Annotated in this window: 15 protein-coding genes and 2 pseudogenes; 13 read left to right on the top strand and 4 right to left on the bottom strand. The window is 72.9% G+C overall.

Translation table 11 applies throughout. The features are described from left to right. From ABZ719_RS10280 to ABZ719_RS10235, 10 genes are all read left to right on the top strand, one after another. Positions 1 to 1,757: phosphopantetheine-binding protein (locus ABZ719_RS10280; RefSeq protein ID WP_366724775.1), on the top strand; the 1,757-nt coding region annotated here is incomplete at its 5' end. Further along, positions 1,750 to 2,763 carry a guanitoxin biosynthesis L-enduracididine beta-hydroxylase GntD gene (gntD, locus tag ABZ719_RS10275; RefSeq protein ID WP_366724774.1) on the top strand — a complete coding sequence of 338 codons (1,014 nt, stop codon included), beginning with the start codon at positions 1,750 to 1,752 and terminating at the stop codon, positions 2,761 to 2,763. The genes ABZ719_RS10280 and gntD, both read left to right, overlap by 8 nt. Before the next feature lie 12 nt (positions 2,764 to 2,775). Then, positions 2,776 to 3,522 carry an alpha/beta fold hydrolase gene (locus tag ABZ719_RS10270; protein ID WP_366724773.1) on the top strand — a complete coding sequence of 249 codons (747 nt, stop codon included), beginning with the start codon at positions 2,776 to 2,778 and terminating at the stop codon, positions 3,520 to 3,522. Beyond that, the gene (locus tag ABZ719_RS10265; RefSeq protein WP_366724772.1) at positions 3,519 to 4,802 is read left to right on the top strand and encodes an MFS transporter; all 1,284 of its coding nucleotides are present in this window, start codon (positions 3,519 to 3,521) and stop codon (positions 4,800 to 4,802) included. The genes ABZ719_RS10270 and ABZ719_RS10265 overlap by 4 nt, the downstream gene beginning before the upstream one ends. 7 nt (positions 4,803 to 4,809) lie before the next feature. Beyond that, positions 4,810 to 5,625: a hypothetical protein gene (locus ABZ719_RS10260; protein ID WP_366724771.1), complete on the top strand. Its 816-nt coding sequence runs from the start codon at positions 4,810 to 4,812 to the stop codon at positions 5,623 to 5,625. Continuing rightward, a complete protein-coding gene (locus ABZ719_RS10255; protein ID WP_366724770.1) occupies positions 5,622 to 7,358 on the top strand; it encodes a non-ribosomal peptide synthetase in 1,737 nt (578 codons plus the stop codon). Before ABZ719_RS10260 ends, ABZ719_RS10255 begins: the two co-directional genes overlap by 4 nt. Continuing rightward, the gene (locus ABZ719_RS10250; RefSeq protein ID WP_366724769.1) at positions 7,355 to 8,329 is read left to right on the top strand and encodes a TauD/TfdA family dioxygenase; all 975 of its coding nucleotides are present in this window, start codon (positions 7,355 to 7,357) and stop codon (positions 8,327 to 8,329) included. The genes ABZ719_RS10255 and ABZ719_RS10250 overlap by 4 nt, the downstream gene beginning before the upstream one ends. Before the next feature lie 23 nt (positions 8,330 to 8,352). Further along, entirely contained in the window at positions 8,353 to 8,601 is a 249-nt protein-coding gene (locus ABZ719_RS10245) for an MbtH family protein (RefSeq protein ID WP_366724768.1), read from the top strand. A gap of 195 nt (positions 8,602 to 8,796) precedes the next feature. Then, on the top strand, positions 8,797 to 9,108 hold the full coding sequence (locus tag ABZ719_RS10240; protein ID WP_366724767.1) for a hypothetical protein: 312 nt from the start codon (positions 8,797 to 8,799) through the stop codon (positions 9,106 to 9,108). 373 nt (positions 9,109 to 9,481) lie between these two features. Further along, complete coding sequence (locus ABZ719_RS10235) at positions 9,482 to 9,946, top strand: cupin domain-containing protein (protein ID WP_366724766.1); 465 nt, start codon at positions 9,482 to 9,484, stop codon at positions 9,944 to 9,946. A gap of 240 nt (positions 9,947 to 10,186) precedes the next feature. Here the strand turns inward: ABZ719_RS10235 and ABZ719_RS10230 are convergent. Continuing rightward, a pseudogene (locus ABZ719_RS10230) lies at positions 10,187 to 11,105 on the bottom strand (alpha/beta hydrolase). Between the two features lie 475 nt (positions 11,106 to 11,580). On the opposite strand from ABZ719_RS10230, the gene ABZ719_RS10225 reads away from it, so the two are divergent. Next, positions 11,581 to 12,762 (top strand): glutamate--cysteine ligase, encoded by a 1,182-nt coding sequence (locus ABZ719_RS10225; RefSeq protein ID WP_366724765.1) that lies wholly within the window; start codon positions 11,581 to 11,583, stop codon positions 12,760 to 12,762. Between the two features lie 195 nt (positions 12,763 to 12,957). On the opposite strand, the gene ABZ719_RS10220 is transcribed toward ABZ719_RS10225, so the two are convergent. Next, positions 12,958 to 14,295 carry an APC family permease gene (locus ABZ719_RS10220; RefSeq protein WP_366724764.1) on the bottom strand — a complete coding sequence of 446 codons (1,338 nt, stop codon included), beginning with the start codon at positions 14,293 to 14,295 and terminating at the stop codon, positions 12,958 to 12,960. Positions 14,296 to 14,819: 524 nt separating this feature from the next. Here ABZ719_RS10220 and ABZ719_RS10215 point away from each other — a divergent pair. Beyond that, positions 14,820 to 15,404, top strand: a complete 585-nt coding sequence (locus tag ABZ719_RS10215) for a phosphatase PAP2 family protein (RefSeq protein ID WP_366724763.1) — start codon at positions 14,820 to 14,822, stop codon at positions 15,402 to 15,404. A gap of 181 nt (positions 15,405 to 15,585) precedes the next feature. On the opposite strand, the gene ABZ719_RS10210 is transcribed toward ABZ719_RS10215, so the two are convergent. After that, positions 15,586 to 16,062, bottom strand: a complete 477-nt coding sequence (locus ABZ719_RS10210; RefSeq protein WP_366724762.1) for a hypothetical protein — start codon at positions 16,060 to 16,062, stop codon at positions 15,586 to 15,588. Positions 16,063 to 16,106: 44 nt separating this feature from the next. Here ABZ719_RS10210 and ABZ719_RS10205 point away from each other — a divergent pair. Beyond that, a pseudogene (locus ABZ719_RS10205) lies at positions 16,107 to 16,588 on the top strand (IS5/IS1182 family transposase); the annotation flags it as partial. Between the two features lie 129 nt (positions 16,589 to 16,717). On the opposite strand, the gene ABZ719_RS10200 reads toward ABZ719_RS10205, so the two are convergent. Continuing rightward, positions 16,718 to 17,557, bottom strand: coding sequence for an NAD(P)H-binding protein (locus tag ABZ719_RS10200; protein ID WP_366724761.1), 840 nt, complete (start codon positions 17,555 to 17,557; stop codon positions 16,718 to 16,720). Positions 17,558 to 17,589: the final 32 nt, after the last annotated feature.

Below are 17,589 nucleotides of genomic sequence, written 5' to 3'. Positions count from 1 at the left end.
CCGACGACCAGATCAAACTCCGCGGCTTCCGCATCGAACCCGGCGAGATCGAAGCCGTCCTCACCCACCACCCCACCGTCAAGGAAGCCGCCGTCACCGTGGCCGCCGACGACGGCACCGCCCGGCTGGTCGCCCTCGTCGCGCTCGGAGCCGGCGCCCCGCACGGCGGTCCGGCCGACGGCGGCCAGGAGGCGCAGGTCGAGGACTGGAACGCGGTCTTCGAGACGACCCACGCCGACGCCGCCGACGGTGAACTCACCTTCAACATCAAGGGCTGGAACGACAGCCTCACCGGCGAGCCGATCCCCGTGGAGCACATGCGGGAGTGGGTCGACACCACGGTCGCCCGCCTCCTGGACCGGCCGGCCGGACGCGTCCTGGAGATCGGCTGCGGCACCGGGCTGCTCATGTGGCGGCTGCTGCCGCACGTCACCGAGTACACCGGCACCGACTTCTCGCGCCCCGCCGTGGAGTGGCTCCGGGACGGACTGCGCCGGCGCCCCGCGCACCGGGCGCGGCTGCACCACCGCGAGGCCACCGACTTCACCGGTGTCGGCGCCGCGTCCACCGACCTCGTCGTCATCAACTCGGTCGTCCAGTACTTTCCCGACCGCGCCTATCTCGACGCCGTCCTGGACCGGGCCGTCGACGCCACGGCCGACCAGGGACGCGTCTTCGTCGGAGACGTACGCAACCTCGCCCTCGCCCCGCAGTTCTACGCCCGCCAGGCCCTCGCCCACGCCGGCCCCGGTGGCCCCGCGCATGACCTGGCCCGCGCCGCCGACGAACTCGCCTCCCGAGACAGCGAGTTGCTGATCTCTCCGGAGTACTTCACCGCGCTCGCCGCCCGCTCGCCCCGCGTCACCGGCGTCGAGGTCCTGCCCCGAAGGGGACGGCACCGCAACGAGATGAGCCTGTACCGCTACGACGTGGTGCTGCACGTGGGCGACCGCCCGGCCGCCCCGGAGGCGGAGGTGGTCACCTGGGGCGACCAGGTGCACGACCTCGCGTCGCTGTCCGCCCGCCTGGACGGCGGGGGCCCGGACGCCCTGCTCGTGCGCGGCGTCCCCAACGCCCGCCTGACCCGCGACAACGAACTGCTCCGGACGCCCGCGGGCGCGACGGCCGTCGACCCCGAGCACCTGTGGGCGCTGGCCGACTCCACCCCCTACCGGGTGAGCGTCAGCTGGGCCGGCGCCGATCCGCGCGGCGCGATGGACGTCCTGCTGGTCAGGAAGGGCGCCCATGACGGCCGTCCGCTGCTCGTTCCCCACCCCGCGCCGCAGCCGTCGGCCCGGCTGACGAACACGCCGACCCGGCATCGGCGTACGACCGAGGGGGGCTCGGCCTCCGAGGGGCTGCGTTCCTGGCTCGCCGAACGACTGCCCGCCCACCTGCTGCCCGCGCGGATCATCGAGGTGGACGCGCTGCCCCGCACCGGCACCGGAAAGCTCGACCGCGGCGCACTCGGCGGGCTGGTCACCCCGGGCCCGACCGCCGCGCGCAGCGACAACACCGCCGCAGCGCCCCGTACCGGCCTCGAACAGACCCTGGCCGACGCGTGGGCGCAGGTGCTCGGCCTGCCCGGCATCGGCGTGCACGACAACTTCTTCGCCTTGGGCGGGGACTCCCTCCTCGCCGTCAGGGCCGTCGCCCGGTGCCGCCAGGCCGGCGTCCGGCTGACCGTCCGGCAGTTGCTGAGCCAACAGACCGTCGCCGCTCTGGCGGCAGCCCTCGACGAGGAGAACCATGACTGACCCTCAGCTGCGTACCGTCGCACTCACCGAGGAGGAGAACGCGGAGGCCGACGACCTGTTGCGCACCCTGTCCGAGGTACCGGTCGACTCCACCGTCGAGCTGCTGCACCGCACCCGCCTCGCAGCACAGCGACTGCCGCTGCGCATCCGCACCGAGCTGACCGCGATGCGGCTCTACGACAGCCCGCGCGCCCTGGTGGTCACCGGCTTCGGCATCGACGACGACCGGATCGGACCGACCCCCGCGGCCCGCCCCGCCCCGGATCCCGAGCGCACGCGGAACGAAGAACTGCTGCTCCTGCTGCACGCGGCCCTGCTCGGCGAAGCGTTCGGCTGGACCACCCAGCAGAACGGCCGGCTCGTCCACGACGTCCTGCCCGTCCCCGGCGAGGAGACCGAGCAGATGGGCTCCAGCAGCAAGGCCGAACTGCTGTGGCACACCGAGGACGCCTTCCACCCCCTGCGCTGCGACTACGTGGGCCTGCTGTGCCTGCGCAACCACCAGGGCGCCGCGACCACGCTGGGCTGGCCCGACCTGTCCCGGCTCACCGCCGAGGACCGGGCCGCGCTCCTCGAACCGCGCTATCTGATCCGCCCCGACACCTCGCACACGCCCGAGCAGAACGCGGCGGCCGCACAGTCCTCCGACCGGTTCGCGGCGATCGCCGAGATGGACGACACCCCGCAGCGCGTCGCCGTCCTGTTCGGTGCCCCCGACGAACCCTATCTCCGGATCGACCCGGCCTACATGAGTCCGGCGCCCGGGGACGCGGCCGCCCGGCGGGCGTACGACGCCATCGCCGCGCTCATCGAGGACGGACTGCGGCACGTCACTCTGGACGCGGGTTCGCTGCTGCTCGTCGACAACTACCAGGCCGTGCACGGCCGCAAGGCGTTCGCCGCCGCCTACGACGGCCGCGATCGCTGGCTCAAGCGCGTCAACATCACCCGCGATCTGCGCCGCTCCCGGTCCGCCCGGCAGTCGGCCACCTCGCTGCTGGTGTGAGGGGCGGCCGGCATGGACTTCCCGCTCACCCGCATCAACCCCTGGTTCAGCGGCGGCTGCGACGGCCCGCCCCGGGTGCGGCTGTGCGCGCTGCCCTACGCGGGCGGCACCGCCGCCGTCTTCAAGGACTGGCCCGCCGCGCTGCCCTCCGGAGTGGAGCTGCTCACCGCCCATCTGCCGGGCCGTGGCGACCGGTTCGCCGAACCGCCCCTGGCCACCGTGGAGGAGACCGCCGAGCAGCTGTGCGCGGCGCTGCCTGCCGGTGACGTGCCCACGGTCGTCCTCGGCCACAGCATGGGCGCCCTGCTGGGGTACGAACTGGCGGCGCGGCTCGCGGCCCGGGGCCGGGCCCCGAGCCTGCTCATCGCGGCCGGCTGCCGTCCCCCGCAGGTTCCGCCGGACGGCTCCGGCCCCGCGACGCACGACGAGCTGGCCGCCACGCTCCGGGACGAACGGCCCTGGGACGAGGCCCTGCTGGACGAGGAACTCAGGGAAGCGGTGCTGCCCACCCTGGTCGCCGACATCGCGGCCGGTGACCGCTACCACCGCCCGCAGCCGGGCGCGCTCGACCTGCCGCTGAAGGTCTACGTGGGCGCCGACGACGACGGGACCGACTGGCGGACCATCCTGGGCTGGCGCGCGTGCACCGCGCGGGACTGCGAGATCGTCGTCCTGCCCGGCGGCCACTACTTCGTGGAGACCGAGCGCGCCGCCGTCCTCGCCCGCCTCGCCGTGGACCTCGCCGAGGTGGCGGCATGAGCACACAGGCCGACGCCAGGCCCACCTACCTCGCGGTGCTGGCCGTGCGCGAGGCCCGCTCGCCGCTCCTCGGCAGCTGCCTGGCCCGCATGTCCTTCGCCGTGCTGCCGCTGTCGCTGCTGCTCTCGGTCCGCGACGCGACCGGGTCCTTCGCCGTCGCCGGACTCACCTCCGGCGCGCTGTCGGCCACCCTGACCGTGTTCGCGCCCGCCCGCGCCCGCCTGATCGACCGCAAGGGCTCACGCACCGGACTGATCTGGCTCACCGTCCCCTATCTGCTGGGCCTCGCCGCGCTGATCACGCTCGCCGAAGCCGGGGCACCCACCGCGGCGCTGCTCGTCGCGGCCGCCGCCGCGGGTGTGTTCGCGCCGCCGCTCGGGCCCACCATGCGCGTCCTGTGGGCCAGGATCCTGCACGGCCGCCAGCCCCTGCTGCACACCGCCTACGCCCTCGACTCGGTCACCGAGGAACTGGTGTTCACCGTGGGGCCGCTGCTGGCGGGCGGTCTGATCGCGGTCGCCGCGCCCCTCGCCTCGATGATCACGGTCATGGTGCTGATCGCGGCCGGAACCGTCTGCTTCGTGCTGTCCGCCGCGACCGCCGCCGCCCCCGCCTCGGACCGGCCCGACGAGGCACAGCCGCACGGCCGGCCCATGGCCCTGCCCGGGATGCGCACGATCGTGCTGTCCTTCGGCGGGGTGGGCCTGGTCGTCGGCGTGCTCCAGGTCGTGCTGCCGTTCATCGCCGACCGGGCGGGCTCGCCCGGCGCGGGCGGTGTCCTGCTGGCTCTGCTGTCCGCGGGCAGCGCGGTCGGCGGCCTCGCCTACGGGCGGATCGGCTGGCGCTCCACACCGGTGCGACGGTTCGCGGTGCTCGTCACCGGGTTCACGCTGACGGTGCTGCCCCTGTGCCTGACCGGGAACCCGCTGCCGGCCGGGGCGTTCGCCTTCCTCGTAGGACTGTGTCTCGCTCCGCTGTTCACCACCGCCTACCTGCTGGTCAACGACCTGGTGACGGCGTCGAGGACCGCTCCGACCGAGGCCAACACCTGGGTGTCCACGGCCAACAACGGAGGGTTCGCCGCGGGCAGCGCCGCCGCCGGTGTGCTGCTCGACTCCCAGGGCCCCGCCCTCACCGTCACCGCCGCGTTCGCCGTGGCCGCCGCGACCGCCGTCACGACCGTGGTGCGCCGCCGGACCCTGGTCCTCGAAGCCGGCGACACCGGACCGGCCGCCGCCGCATCCGCCGACCGCACCGCACCCGTCGAAGCCGAGGAGTGAACCGATCGTGTCCGAGAACGCGGCGAACTGGTCGCGCATACGCACAGGGGACGCACCCGTCGTACTCGCCGTCGACTTCTACGGAACGGGACGCCAGGAGGCCACCTTCCGCCACCTGTGCGACCTGCTCCACGATCCGGTCGAGGTCTGGCACGCGGTCGCGCCCACCCCGGACGGCGACTGGTCCGCCGCCACCGGCGCCGAGTATCTGCGCTGGTGGACGGAAGGGCTCGACACCGTCCTGGCGGGGCAGCCGGCGCGGGCCGTCGTCGGCTACTGCGCCGGCGGCGTCTTCGCCTCGGCCCTCGCCGACGTCCTCGCCGAGCGGGACGGCCACCGGCCCCAGGTCGTGCTCTTCAACCCGGGCGCACCCGGCGTCGCCACGCTCACCCGTGACTTCCGCGGCCTCGTCGCCGGCATGGACGTCCTCACGGACGAGGAGCGCGCCGGTCTGCTGGCCGAGATGACCGCGATCCGGCAGGCGCACGCGCCCGACGCACTGGTCCCGGTCGCCGAGCAGTACGCCGCCCTGTACCGGAAGGGCTGCGACATGCTCTGCGAACGGCTCGGGGTGGACGCCTCCCTCGGCGCCGAACTGGCCGCCATCCTCGACTCCTACCTGGCCTATCTGACGGCGGCGCTCGACGTGCCGCCCGCCCCGCAGTGGCGCACCGCCACCTCGCTCACCTCCCGTGAGCACCGGGGCACCGGCTTCACCGACACCGAGCACGGCTTCGACGTCGCCCGCGCCGATCTGCTGAACTCCCCGCAGGTCGCCGACGCGCTGGCCGCGCTCCTTCGCGAACAGGAGGCGAGCCGATGACCCTGGCCCTGCGCGACGCCTTCCTCGACCAGGCCGCCCGGACCCCCGGCGCCGAAGCCGTCGTCCACGGCGGCAGAGTGTGGACGTACCGCGAGCTGGAACGGCGTGCCGGGCGCATCGCCCGGACGCTGGCCGCACGCGGGGCGGGCCCCGGCACGCTGGTGGCGGTGCGCCTGGCGCCCGGCCCCGAACTGGTCGCCGCGCTCCTCGCGGTCACGCTGACGGGGGCGGGCTATGTACCGCTCTCCGAGGACGACCCGCAGGACCGGCAGCGGCACATCCTCGACGACTGCGCCGCCGCGCTGCTGCTGGCCGAGCGCCCCTCGGACGACGGACGCACCCTCACCCTGGACGAGGCGTCGGCGCCCGCCCGTCCGTTCCACGCGGCTCCCGTGAGGGACGGTGATCCGGCCTACGTGATCTACACCTCCGGCTCCAGCGGACGGCCCAAGGGCGTGCTGGTCGAGCAGGGCGCGCTCGGCACCTATCTGGCGCAGGCCCGCGCGCGCTACGACGGGCTGGCCGGACGGGCGGTGCTGCACTCCTCGGTGTCGTTCGACATGGCGGTGACCAGCCTGTGGGGCCCGCTCGTGAGCGGCGGCGCGATCCACGTCCTGGACCTCAAGGCGGTCGCGTCCGGCGAACAGCCGCCGCCCGCCGACGCGGCACGCCCCACCTTCCTCAAGATCACCCCGTCGCATCTGCCCCTGCTGAGCCTGCTCCCGGACTCCTGCCTGCCCACCGGGCAGCTCGTGATCGGTGGCGAGGCACTGACCGGCGCCGCGCTCGGGCAGTGGCGCGCCGCGCACCCCGGCGTCACGGTCGTCAACGAGTACGGGCCCACCGAGGCGACCGTCGGCTGCTGCGCACACGTCCTGCGCCCCGGCGACGCCATGGGTCCCGGCGCCGTCCCCATCGGGCGGGCGTTCACGGGCACACGCCTGTACGTGCTCGACGCGCAGGGCAGCCGCGTCGCCACCGGCGACGTGGGTGAACTGCACGTCGCGGGGCGGCAGTTGGCGCGCGGTTACCTCGGGCGCGCGGAACTGACCGACGAACGCTTCGTGCCGGACCCGTTCGCCGCCGACGGCTCCCGGATGTACCGGACCGGCGACCTGGTGCGCGAACGCCCCGACGGTGACCTCGAGTATTTCGGACGCGCGGACGAGCAGCTGAAGATCTCCGGGTACCGGATCGAGCCCGGCGAGATCGAGGCCGTGCTCCGCGGCCATGCGGGCGTGGCGGACTGCGCGGTCGTCGCGGTCGGCCGGGCGGACGCCCGTCGGCTCGTCGCCTACCTGGTTCCGGGCCCCGGGGCCTCGCCCGACGTGAGCACGCCGGCGCGGTACGCGGCCGAGAAGCTGCCGCCGTACATGGTGCCGTCGGCGTTCGTCACGGTACCCGCACTGCCGCTCTCCCCCAGCGGGAAACTCGATCGTGCGGCGCTGCCCGAGCCCCCTGCTCAGGAGGCCGCGCCGGGTGCCCGCAGCCCGGCGGAGACCGCGCTGTGCGAGCTGCTGGCGCAGGCCCTGGGTGTCCCGGGGATCGATGCCGACGCCGACTTCGTGGCATCCGGCGGGAGCAGCATCACCGCGCTGAAGCTGGTCGCCGGGGCCCGCAGGGCCGGGATCCGCCTCGAACTCACCACCGTCCTGCGCGAACGCACCGTGCGACGCATCCTCGCGGCCCAGCCGGACGCCGCACCGCTCATCGCCGAAGGAGTGCCCAAGTGACCTGGCCAGTAACGCTCACGCCGCTCGGCGGGATCTCCCCCCGGCCCCGCGGCGGCGGACTCACCACCGGCGCCGAATACGACCTGGGGCCGCTCGGCGACGCGGGCCCCGACTGGGTGCGCTCCCACGGCCCGCACCTGCGCGAGCGCCTCGCCACCGACGGACTGATCCTGCTGCACGGCCTGCGCACCGACGGCGACGGCATCGACGGCTTCCACGACGTGGTCGGGTCCGTCGGCGGCGACCTGCTGCGCTACACCGAGCGGTCCACCCCGCGCAGAGCGGTCAAGGGGAACATCTACACCTCGACCGAGTACCCTGCCGACCAGCCCATCCCGATGCACAACGAGAGTTCCTACGCGGCCAGTTGGCCGTCCGCGGTGTACTTCTTCTGCCACACCGCGCCGGGCTTCGGCGGTGCCACGCCCATCGCCGACGGCCGCGTCGTCCTCGACCTGATCCCGGCCGAGGTCAGGGAGCGGTTCGCCAAGGGGGTCGTCTACACCCGTACGTTCCGCGCCGACATGGGACTGAGCTGGCAGGAGGCGTTCCAGACCGAGGACCGCGGCGACGTCGAACGCCACTGCCGCACGCACGGCCAGGAGTTCTCCTGGGACGGCGACATCCTGCACACCCGCCACCACCGCCCGGCCACCGCCGTCGACCCGGGCACCGGAGCCGAGGTGTGGTTCAACCAGGCGCACCTGTTCCACCTGTCCAGCCTGGAGCCGGACCTGCGCGAAGTGCTCCTGGAGACCTACGGCGAGGACGGCCTCCCCCGCAACGCCCTGCTCGGGGACGGCAGTCCGATCCCCGACGCCGATCTGGCGGCCGTCCGCGTCGCCTACGACCGTGCCTCGCTCGCGCTGCCCTGGCGGCAGGGCGACATCATGCTCGTCAGCAACATGCGGATGGCACACGGCCGCGAGCCCTTCACCGGCGAGCGCCGCATACTCGTCGCGATGACCTGACCCGACCGTCCCTGGAGGACTCCATGAGCAACCCCTTCGACGACGAGGACGGCACCTTCCTCGTGCTGCGCAACGAGGAGGGCCAGTACTCGCTGTGGCCGGAAGGCTTCGCCGTGCCCGCCGGGTGGAGCGTCGTGCACGGCCCGGACGGTCACCGCGCCTGCCTGAACCACATCGAACAGACGTGGACCGACATGCGCCCCCGGAGCCTGGCCGTGGCCCTGGACGGCGCCGACGGGGACACCCTGGCGTCTGGTGCCACCGCAGTCTGAGCAGCGGGGCCACGGCATGGCGGACGCGGGGGCACATCGGTGCCCCGAGCGTCCGCCGGGCCGACGTCAGCGCACAGGGGGTTGAAAGTCAGACCGGAGCGCTCATGGGCAGCGTCCCCGGCGGAGGCGGAACGCAGTACCTCCGGGACCGCGTGGGGCGCGACCGCCGCGCCGGAGGTGGTCCTCGCCGCCGACTTGTTCGATGCCGAGTCCGCGGCGTCCTACGGCTGGATCAACCGGGCCCTGCCGGCTGAAGAGCTCGACGAGTACGCCGACCGTGTCGCCCGCAACATCGCCGCGGTGCCCGGCGGTGTCATCGAAGCGGCCGAGCGTTCGCTGCCCGTCCGCGACTTCCGGAAACGTCTCCGCCGTGAGAACGACGCCTGGGCCTCCACGTTCCGTGTGCCGGCCGCTCAACACCTCATCAGCGCCGGCGTGCGGGCAGGGGCGCGGACTCCGGCCGGCGAACGCGGCCTCCAGCACCTGATGCGCGGCGTCGCGCGCTGATGCCGGACGGGCCACGCCACTTCGCCGAACGGCTCCACGCCGGTCCTGTGCGTCCGTCAGGCCCTTGCGCCTTCTCGGCCTCGGCGCCCGGCCCGCCGTGAGGTGAGCCGAGACGCAGCGGGCGGGTCCCCTCGGTCGCCGGGGCAGCCAGAAGGAGGACAAGACCGGCCGGTCTGCCATGAAGGCCGGACTCGTCACCGCCGGCCGAGCCGCGTTCCGTTCGCCGTCCTCGGGCCGATCGTGCCGCGCAGGACCGGGCTCGCGCACCGTCCGGCCGCCGGGTGGACCGACCGGCTGAACTTCGGGCGCAGGGGGGCGGCCCGCCTCGTGGCGTCCATCCCGCCGGCCGGCTGCCGGGCCGTAACGTGAGCGCATGGCACAGGAAGTATCGATCGTGGGGCCGGGCGACGGAGAGGTCATCGAACTGGGGCCGATCCGGATCCGCGTCCTGGAGGACGGCGGCAGGACCGGACACCGGCTCGCGTTGTGCGAGGCGACCCTCGCACCGCGCAGCAGCGGGCCGCCGCTGCACCGCCACGCCGGGCACGACGAAGGCTTCTACGTCCTGTCCGGCACGGTTCGCTTCACCACCGGCGACCGCACCTGGGACGCCCCGCCCGGGACCCTGGTCCTCGCGCCCACCGAAGCGCCGCACACCTTCGCCAACCCCGCTGACGAACCGGCCACCTTCCTGGCCACCTTCACCCCGGACCTGTTCGTGCAGTATTTCCGCGACCTGCGCGACGCCCTCGCCCAGGGCGAGGAACTCGACGAGCAGCTCGACCGCCGCATCTCCAGCCGCTACGCCACCGCCCCCGTCCCCGGCCCCACCCCCTGACGAGGGCAGCAGGCGCGGTCCAGCTCGCGCGGCTCCCGGGTGCGGGAGGACAGCGGCGGAACCCGCTCGGCAGCCTGCCTCCCGGCGAGTGCTCCCGAACGCCCGAGTAACCCGGCTCCGGGTTCCCCGTCATGACACGCGTGGTCCATGACGGCCCCGCGCCCGGGTCCAGGTCCGGTCCGGTCCGGGTCCGGTCCGGCAAGCGTCAGCGGACGGTGACCCGGCGCTTCGACCGGCCGCTCAGCGATTGCGCGGGCCGGGTGTGTGCTCCTGGCGGGGGCCGTGCCCTTCGGTGCTCCGCCAGAACTGCCGCAGGGCGACGACGAGCGCTTCGGGCGCCTCTTCGGCGATGTGGTGTCCGGAGTCGATCGGAACCCCCTTCCAGCCGATTGCCCGTCCAGTCCCGCCACACGCCCAGCACGTCGCCGTAGAGGTCGGCCATGTCGTCGCGGGTGGCCCACAGCACCTGCAGCGGACATTCGATGCGCCGGCCGGCCCGACGGTCGGCGTCGTCATGTTCCCGGTCGACACCGAGACCGGCGCGGTAGTCCTCGCACATGGCGTGCACGGTCGCGGGGTCGTGAACGGCGCGGTGGTAGTCCTCGTACGCCTCGGCGCCCATCTGATCGGGTGTGGCCTTGTACCAGGCGTCGGGGTCGGCATTGATGACGCGTTCGGCGGGCTTGTCGGTCTGTCCGAGGAAGAACCAGTGCCACCAGCTCGCGGCGAACGCCGCGTCGCAGCGTCGCAGGGCCTCCCCGAGGGGGACGGCGTCCAGGACGCTCACGGCCGACACCGCTTCCGGGTGGTCCAGGGCGAGGCGAGTGGCCACGTACGCGCCCCGGTCGTGTCCGACGACGGCGAACCGCTCGTGTCCGAGGCGACGCATGACCGCGAGGCAGTCGTCGGCCATGGCTCGCTTGGAGTACGGCCGGTGGTCCGGGTCGGTAGGGGGCTTGTCGGACTGACCGTAGCCGCGCAGGTCGGGACAGACCACCGTGTGACCGGACGCGGCCAGCAAGGGGGCGACGCGGTGCCAGGTCGCGTGGGTGCGCGGGTGACCGTGCAGGAGCAGCACTGCCGGTCCCCCGCCGCCGTGACGCACCCGCAGACGAGCACCGTTCCCCTCGCACCGTGTCAGCTCGAAGCCCTCGAACACGCAACCTCCTACGCCCCAGGTGTCCCGCCTCGCCTGCCCCGAAGCGCTCCGTCTACACGGGCGTCGCCCCGGCCGGCAGTCCCGCTCGGGCTCGTAGCCGAGGGTCCCGATGCGAGAGAGGCGGCGCTCGTGCCTCTGGCAGGGGTCCGGAGGGAGGTCACGGACGCGCTCACCCGGTCCGAGGAGATATGGCTGCTGACACGCGGCCCCTGGGACCGGCGACGCTGCGAGGAAGGTGCCCCTGACCAAGGAGTGTGCTACGCACCGTGACCAGCCGGGAAGACCGTGCGGACCGACGTGTCACCGCTGCCTTCGCCTGCCCTTGACCGGCTCCGCGAACAGCCGACGCCGGGCCAGGGGAGGTGGCCGGCCTGCTGGGCGCACGCGGGCGTGCGTTCCCTCGCTCGGTCCCGAACCGGACGAGTGCGCCGTTTCGCCTCGTGTCAGGCAGCGTCCTCTGCCACAGTGCACCACCATGACCAGTCAGCCGCAGCAGCAGTCACCGCCGGACGACGTCCCCGCCATCCGCCCCGCCGCCCCGGTGGGGGTGGCCGCTCCGCTGACGGTGGGGGTGGAGGAGGAGTTCCTCCTCGTCGATCCCGTCACCAGAACCGTCAGTCCCCAGGGTCCGCAAGTCGCCGCCACGGCCGCCGGTCAGCTCGGCCACCGCGTCGGCACCGAACTGACCCGCTATCAGATCGAAGGGCGTACCGAGCCGCACACCCGCCTGAGCGAGGCAGCCGAAGAGCTGCGCGCCACGCGAGCGGTCCTGGCACGCGCCGCCGCCGGCCGCGGCCTGCGCATCGCGTCCAGCGGATCCCCCGTCCTCGGCCTGGTCACCCCCGTGCCCCTCACCCCGGGCCCGCGCTATGCGGAAAGCCTGTCCCTGTTCCGCGCCCTGGACGACGAGCAGAGCGCGTGCGCGTGTCACGTACACGTCGGCGTGGCCGATCCGGGTGAAGCGATCGAAGTGAGCAACCACCTGCGGCCCTGGCTGCCCACGCTGATCGCGCTCACCGCGAACTCGCCGTACTGGGCCGGCCGCGACACCGGCTACGCGAGCTGGCGCACCACCACCTGGGGGCGGTGGCCGGTGGCCGGCCCACCGCCCTACTTCGAGTCCCCCGCCCATTTCCGGAGCCTGGTCGAAGAGCTCATCGCCACGGGGACCGTCATGGACCGCGGCGGCCTCTACTGGGACATCCGCCCCTCCCACCACCTGCCCACCATGGAGGTACGCGTCGCGGACGCGGGGCTCACCCCCGAGGACACCGTCCTGCTCGCCGCCGTCGTCCGCGCCCTCACCGCCACCGCCCTCACCGCCGTCCGCGCCGGCGATCCGGCACCCCGGCCCGCCCCCGAGATGCTGCGCGCGGCCTGCTGGCGGGCGGCACGCGACGGTCTGAGCGGACACGCCCTCGACCCCGTCACCCGCCGGCTGCTCCCTCAGACCAGGCAGACCGAGCACATGCTGCGCGCCATCTCCCACGCCCTGCACCGCAACGGCGACCTCGACCTGGTACGCACCCAGTGGGACCGCCTGCGCACCCGGGGAAACGGAGCCGACCGGCAGCGCGCCGCCTACCGGCACCGCTCCAGCCTCCACGACGTCGTCGACCACGTCATCCACGCCACCTGCCCCCAGCAGACCCACTGACCCAGTCGTCCCGCGCCCTCTCGCGCGTGGGCGACGACGATCCCGTCGCGGCGTACGAGGAGACGCGAGCGACAGCAGCAGAAAAGGGCGGGGGCGGTACGGCGAAGGCGCGGATCGTCGCCGGATCTGGCGGGTCTCGCGGCCCGTGAGGTTTCCGCGGGAAGTGGCCCGCAGCCTGCGCCCGGTGGCCCTCGTTCAGGACGCGGACCGGCGCCGGCGCACGGTGGCGACGGCCCCCAGAACCACGCCGACCGCGATGACACCCAGCCCGCGAAGCCACACCTCGGCCTCCACCTGGGTGGCAAGCACCACGCAGGACACTGCTCCGAGGACGGGGACGGCCGTGTACGCCCGGAAGTGCGACCGGGCCGGCCGGTCGCGCCGCTGGACGAGGACGGCGGTGTTGACGATGAAGAACACCACGAGGAGCAGGAGCACGAGGGTCGAGGCGAGCGTCGCCACGTCTCCCGTGAGCGCCAGCAGGAAGGACACGGCTGTCGTGGTGGCGATCGAGGCCCAGGGGGTACGGCGCCCCGGAAGCACCCGGGTCAGGAAGCGGGGAAGGAGGCCGTCGCGTGCCATGCCGTAGGCCAGTCGGGAACTCATGATGCCGGTGAGCAGCGCGCCGTTGGCGACGGCGACGAGGGCGACGGCGCTGAACAGCTTCGGCGGCACACCGCCCGCCTCCTTCACCACTTCGAGCAGCGGGCCACTGGAGTGGACCAGTGTCGCGGTGGGAACGGCGGCCGAGGCGACGACCCCGACGAGGACGTAGACGGCCCCCGCCGTCACCAGGGCGCCGAAGAGGGCCCGGGGGTAGGAGCGTCGCGGGTCACGGGTCTCCTCGGCCACGTTGACGGACGTCTCGAAGCCGACGAAGGAGTAGTACGCGAGCACCGTTCCGCCCAGGGCTCCGGCGGCGGCCCCCGTGCCGGGGGTGCCGAGGCGGGTGAGCCTGCCGGGGTCGCCGTCGCCGCGCAGGAACAGCCAGACGCCGAGGCCGGCGACGAGCAGGAGACCGCCGACCTCCACGAGGGTGGCGACGAGATTGGCCCGGGTGGACTCGCTGATGCCCCGGGCGTTGAGGAGGGCCAGGGCCCCCAGGAACACGGCTGCCACCAGCACGACGGGCAGGGTGACGAAGGTGGTCAGATAGTCACCGGCGAACCCCCGGGCCAGTGCCGCGACGGACACGATGCCTGCGGCGAGCATGCAGTATCCGGCGAGGAAGCCGGTGAAGGGCCCGTAGGCGAGGGTCGCGTAGTGGGAGGCGCCGCCGGCCCGCGGATACTTGGTGGCGAGTTCGGCGTACGAGGCGGCCGTCAGAAGTGACAGCAGCAGGGCGAGGAGGAGCGGCACCCACACGGCGCCGCCCGATTTCGCGGCGATCTGGCCGACGAGGACGTAGACGCCCGCGCCCAGCACGTCGCCGAGGATGAAGAAGTAGAGCAGAGGCGTCGTCAGTGCCTTCTTGAGCACGGGGGTCTCGCCCTGGGACGAGTCGCTGGACGTCGGCGCGGAGGGAATGGTCACCCGGCACGTGTACCCAGAGATCCGATGCGGACCGGACGGATGTGAGGGGACGCGGGAGCTGCTGGGAGGATGCCGGTGACGACCTCACCGGCGGCAGGCCTGTCGTTGGGCGATCGCCGGCCCTGGCCCCCCCTCCACCGTCAGTGAGGCGATGTGAGGTCCGTCCGCATCCTGCCGGTGAACTCGCTCAGGCCCCGTGCAGCGCGCGCGGGCGGCCATCGAGAGACCATTGATACGAACATCAGTTTGATACCTCGCGCATGCGACGGACGCCCGCGGGGCGGGCTCGCGGCGAATCGGCTCGATCCTGGCCTGCTGCGCCTCCTCACCGCTGGGAGAGCCACGGCGCGGTGGACGTGCCGGAGCGTGGCCAGCGGGCGGGAGGCGTGACGAGGGGCCGCTGCCGGTACCCGGCAGCGCATGATCCGCCGTGCCGACTGACGGGCGCCGAACCATGGCAGCCAGAGCATGCGTGAGACAGACACCCCGGGTGCTCCACTGTGGGAACTCATCACTCGAGATACGTGAGTGATCTGATGAACGCGGGATACCAGCAGGTCATGAGGTTGCTGGCCGCAGTGCGCGAGATGGACCGGCGTCTGACCGAGCGGATGGCCTCCTGGCGGGAGCCGGCGCTTCACCGCACGCTGTCGGCGGTGGAGGAAGCGGCGGAAGGCAGCAAGTTGTGGTGCGGTGCCGCCGTGGCGATGGCCTGGGTCGGTGGAAGGGAGGGTCGCAAGGCGGCGGTCGCCGGCGTGACGGCTCTGCTCTTGGCGCAACTGGTGTCCAACGGCGTGTGCAAGCAGGTGAGTGGGAGGCCTCGGCCGCCCAAGGAATGGATTCCTCACGACGAGGTCGAGGACCGCCCCAGCTCCTCGTCGTTCCCCTCCGGGCACACCGCGGCAGCCGTGGCGTTCACCGCGGCGGTCACCCCCTCGTGGCCGTCGGCCGGGACGGTCTGCGCGGTACCAGCCGCCCTGGTGGCCTTGGAGCGGGTGCAGTCCGGCGCCCACTACCCCAGTGACGTCGTCGCCGGTGCCGCTCTCGGCCTGCTCAGCGCGTGGCTGGTCAGGCGTCTGCCGGAGCGGGTACCGCGCAGGTGGCGGTGACAGGGCCGGCACGGGTCCCGCCCCGGTCAGCGAGACCGGTCTCCTGAGCGCCGCCGCCTCCGCCGGGCATCGCCTCAGTGAAGACCACCTCAGTCATCAGCTGACATGGCTGTGATCGGCCGTCGTCCGGCTTTTCTCCTCACACACCAGGGGCTGGCCACGTAGCGAGGTATGTGCTGGGCTACCCCATGACCGCACGGGCCGCGTCCAGAAACGCCAGTCGGTTGCCCTCCAAGTAGTCCCGCACGCTCTCGCCGTCGGGCAGGCCTTCCCACACCGTCCGGTTGAGGTCGAGGAAGTGCGCGTGTGCGGCGTCGTGCACGCGCAGGGGGAATTGGATGCGGATGAGCCGATCCGCGACCCAGAACCTGGCCATGACTTTCCGGGTCGCGAGGTACCAGGCATGGGTGTCGTCCCACTCCGCCGGCCGGGTGTAGGCGCAGCGTTCGGCCTCTGCCGACACCTCGATGAACCGCTCCAGCAGCGCCAGCCGTTCCCCGCGCCGGGCTTCCGACAGAGCGATCCGCTGCCGCTGCTGTTCAGCGCGTTCCGCCGAGAGTTGAGTCCTGTGCTGGACGAGATAGGACAACGAACCACCGAGGACGACGCCGCCCAGCGATATGAGTGACACCCAGACCTGACCTGACATGGCGGTCATCGTGCCATGCCGTCGATCTTTGAGACCATCTCGCCGCGGCTGGGGTGATCACTGCTTGCGAGCCGTCCTGGAAGCACCTCGTTCAGCGGGCTCAGTCCGCGTCAGTTCGACAAGCCGGTCACCGAGCCTCGGCGCGAAGGCGCGGACCGGTCAGCAAGGGCCAGCCGTAAATGCTTTTGGAGAAACGGGCGTTGCTCGTCGTCGTACACCGGCGCGGCACTCTGACACAACGTCAGCTCGCGGCGCCGTTCGACAGCTCGGATTCCACGGCCGATCGCTTCATCGACCGCCTCGGGCCGTCGCTCGCGCTCCGGCCGCGCAGACGGTTCCGCGAGGCCACCGCACTGATCACGGACGGAATCCTGGTGCCCGCCCTTGACCGCATCATCGCCGAGCAGTCGAAGGACTGCCGGCACTCCCCCACCACCGGGCCGTCAACGACGCTGACACTCCCCTTGTCGTCGCCGTCGGCCGGCCGCTGCCCGGCTACCGCAACGACCACGAGGCGTGGGAACCGTCCGCAGCACCAAGGACGTTGTCGGCCGCGCGGTCCTGGCTGCCATCCCTGCGTGGAACAGACACTTGCGGAGGTGGACGAGGCCTCGCGCGGCCGGAGCCGCACGAGGCCGCCAGGGTGCTTCGGTCGAGTCGTGCCTCAGCGGAAAACAGCGATGTTGCGGGCGACCCAGCTGTCGAAGGGGCGCGAGGCACGCCCGAGGACTCGTTCCACGTCCGGGCTGATCCGCAGTTCGGCCGGGTTCGGGGCGGAGATGATGTCCAAGGTGTCGTCCGCGAGTTCAGCCGGTACGAACCGGGTCATCATGGCCTTGGCTTCCTCGCGGGTGAGTTCGTGGAACGACAGGGGCGAGCCGAGCGCGGCGGCGATCGTCTCCGCTTGCCGACGTGGTGTGATCACCTCGGGGCCGGTCAGCTCGTACACCTTGCCGGTGTGCCGGTCGTCCAGTAGGCAGGCCGCCGCGACCTCGGCGATGTCCGCCGGGTCGACGACCGGCACCCCGACATCGCCGAAGGGCGCGGCGACCGTCTTTTGCGTGCGGACGGACTGCGCCCAGGCCAGCGCGTTGGAGGCGAAGCCGCCCGGTCGCAGGACGGCCCAGTCCAGGCCGGACTCCCGCAGCGTGTCCTCCACCGCGCGCATCGCGACCCTTGACGGGCCGAGCGGCCTGGTCGCCACGCCCTGCGAAGACAGCAGGACGAGTCGGCGGACCCCGCTGGCGGCGGCCAGAGCGATGATGTCGGCCGGACTGGCCTCGGGGGCGTGCAGGTCGCCGGACAGCAGGAGGAACAGCGCTTTCGCCCCGTCCAAGGCGGGTGCGAGACTCGACGGCTCGGCCAGATCGGCCGCCACATGCCGGCTTCCGTCCGGCATCGCCATCGCGTGCCGCGACACCGCCGTCACCTGCTCGCCCGCGTCAGCCAGGGCCCGCGTCAAAGGTCGGCCCACATTCCCGGTGGCTCCGGTCACCACGATCATGTTCAACTCCTGGTCGGTTGTGAACTGGGGTG

This window comes from Streptomyces sp. NPDC006743 (assembly GCF_040703815.1).
GTDB lineage: Bacteria > Actinomycetota > Actinomycetes > Streptomycetales > Streptomycetaceae > Streptomyces.
This window is presented reverse-complemented; position numbering and strand designations above follow the sequence as displayed.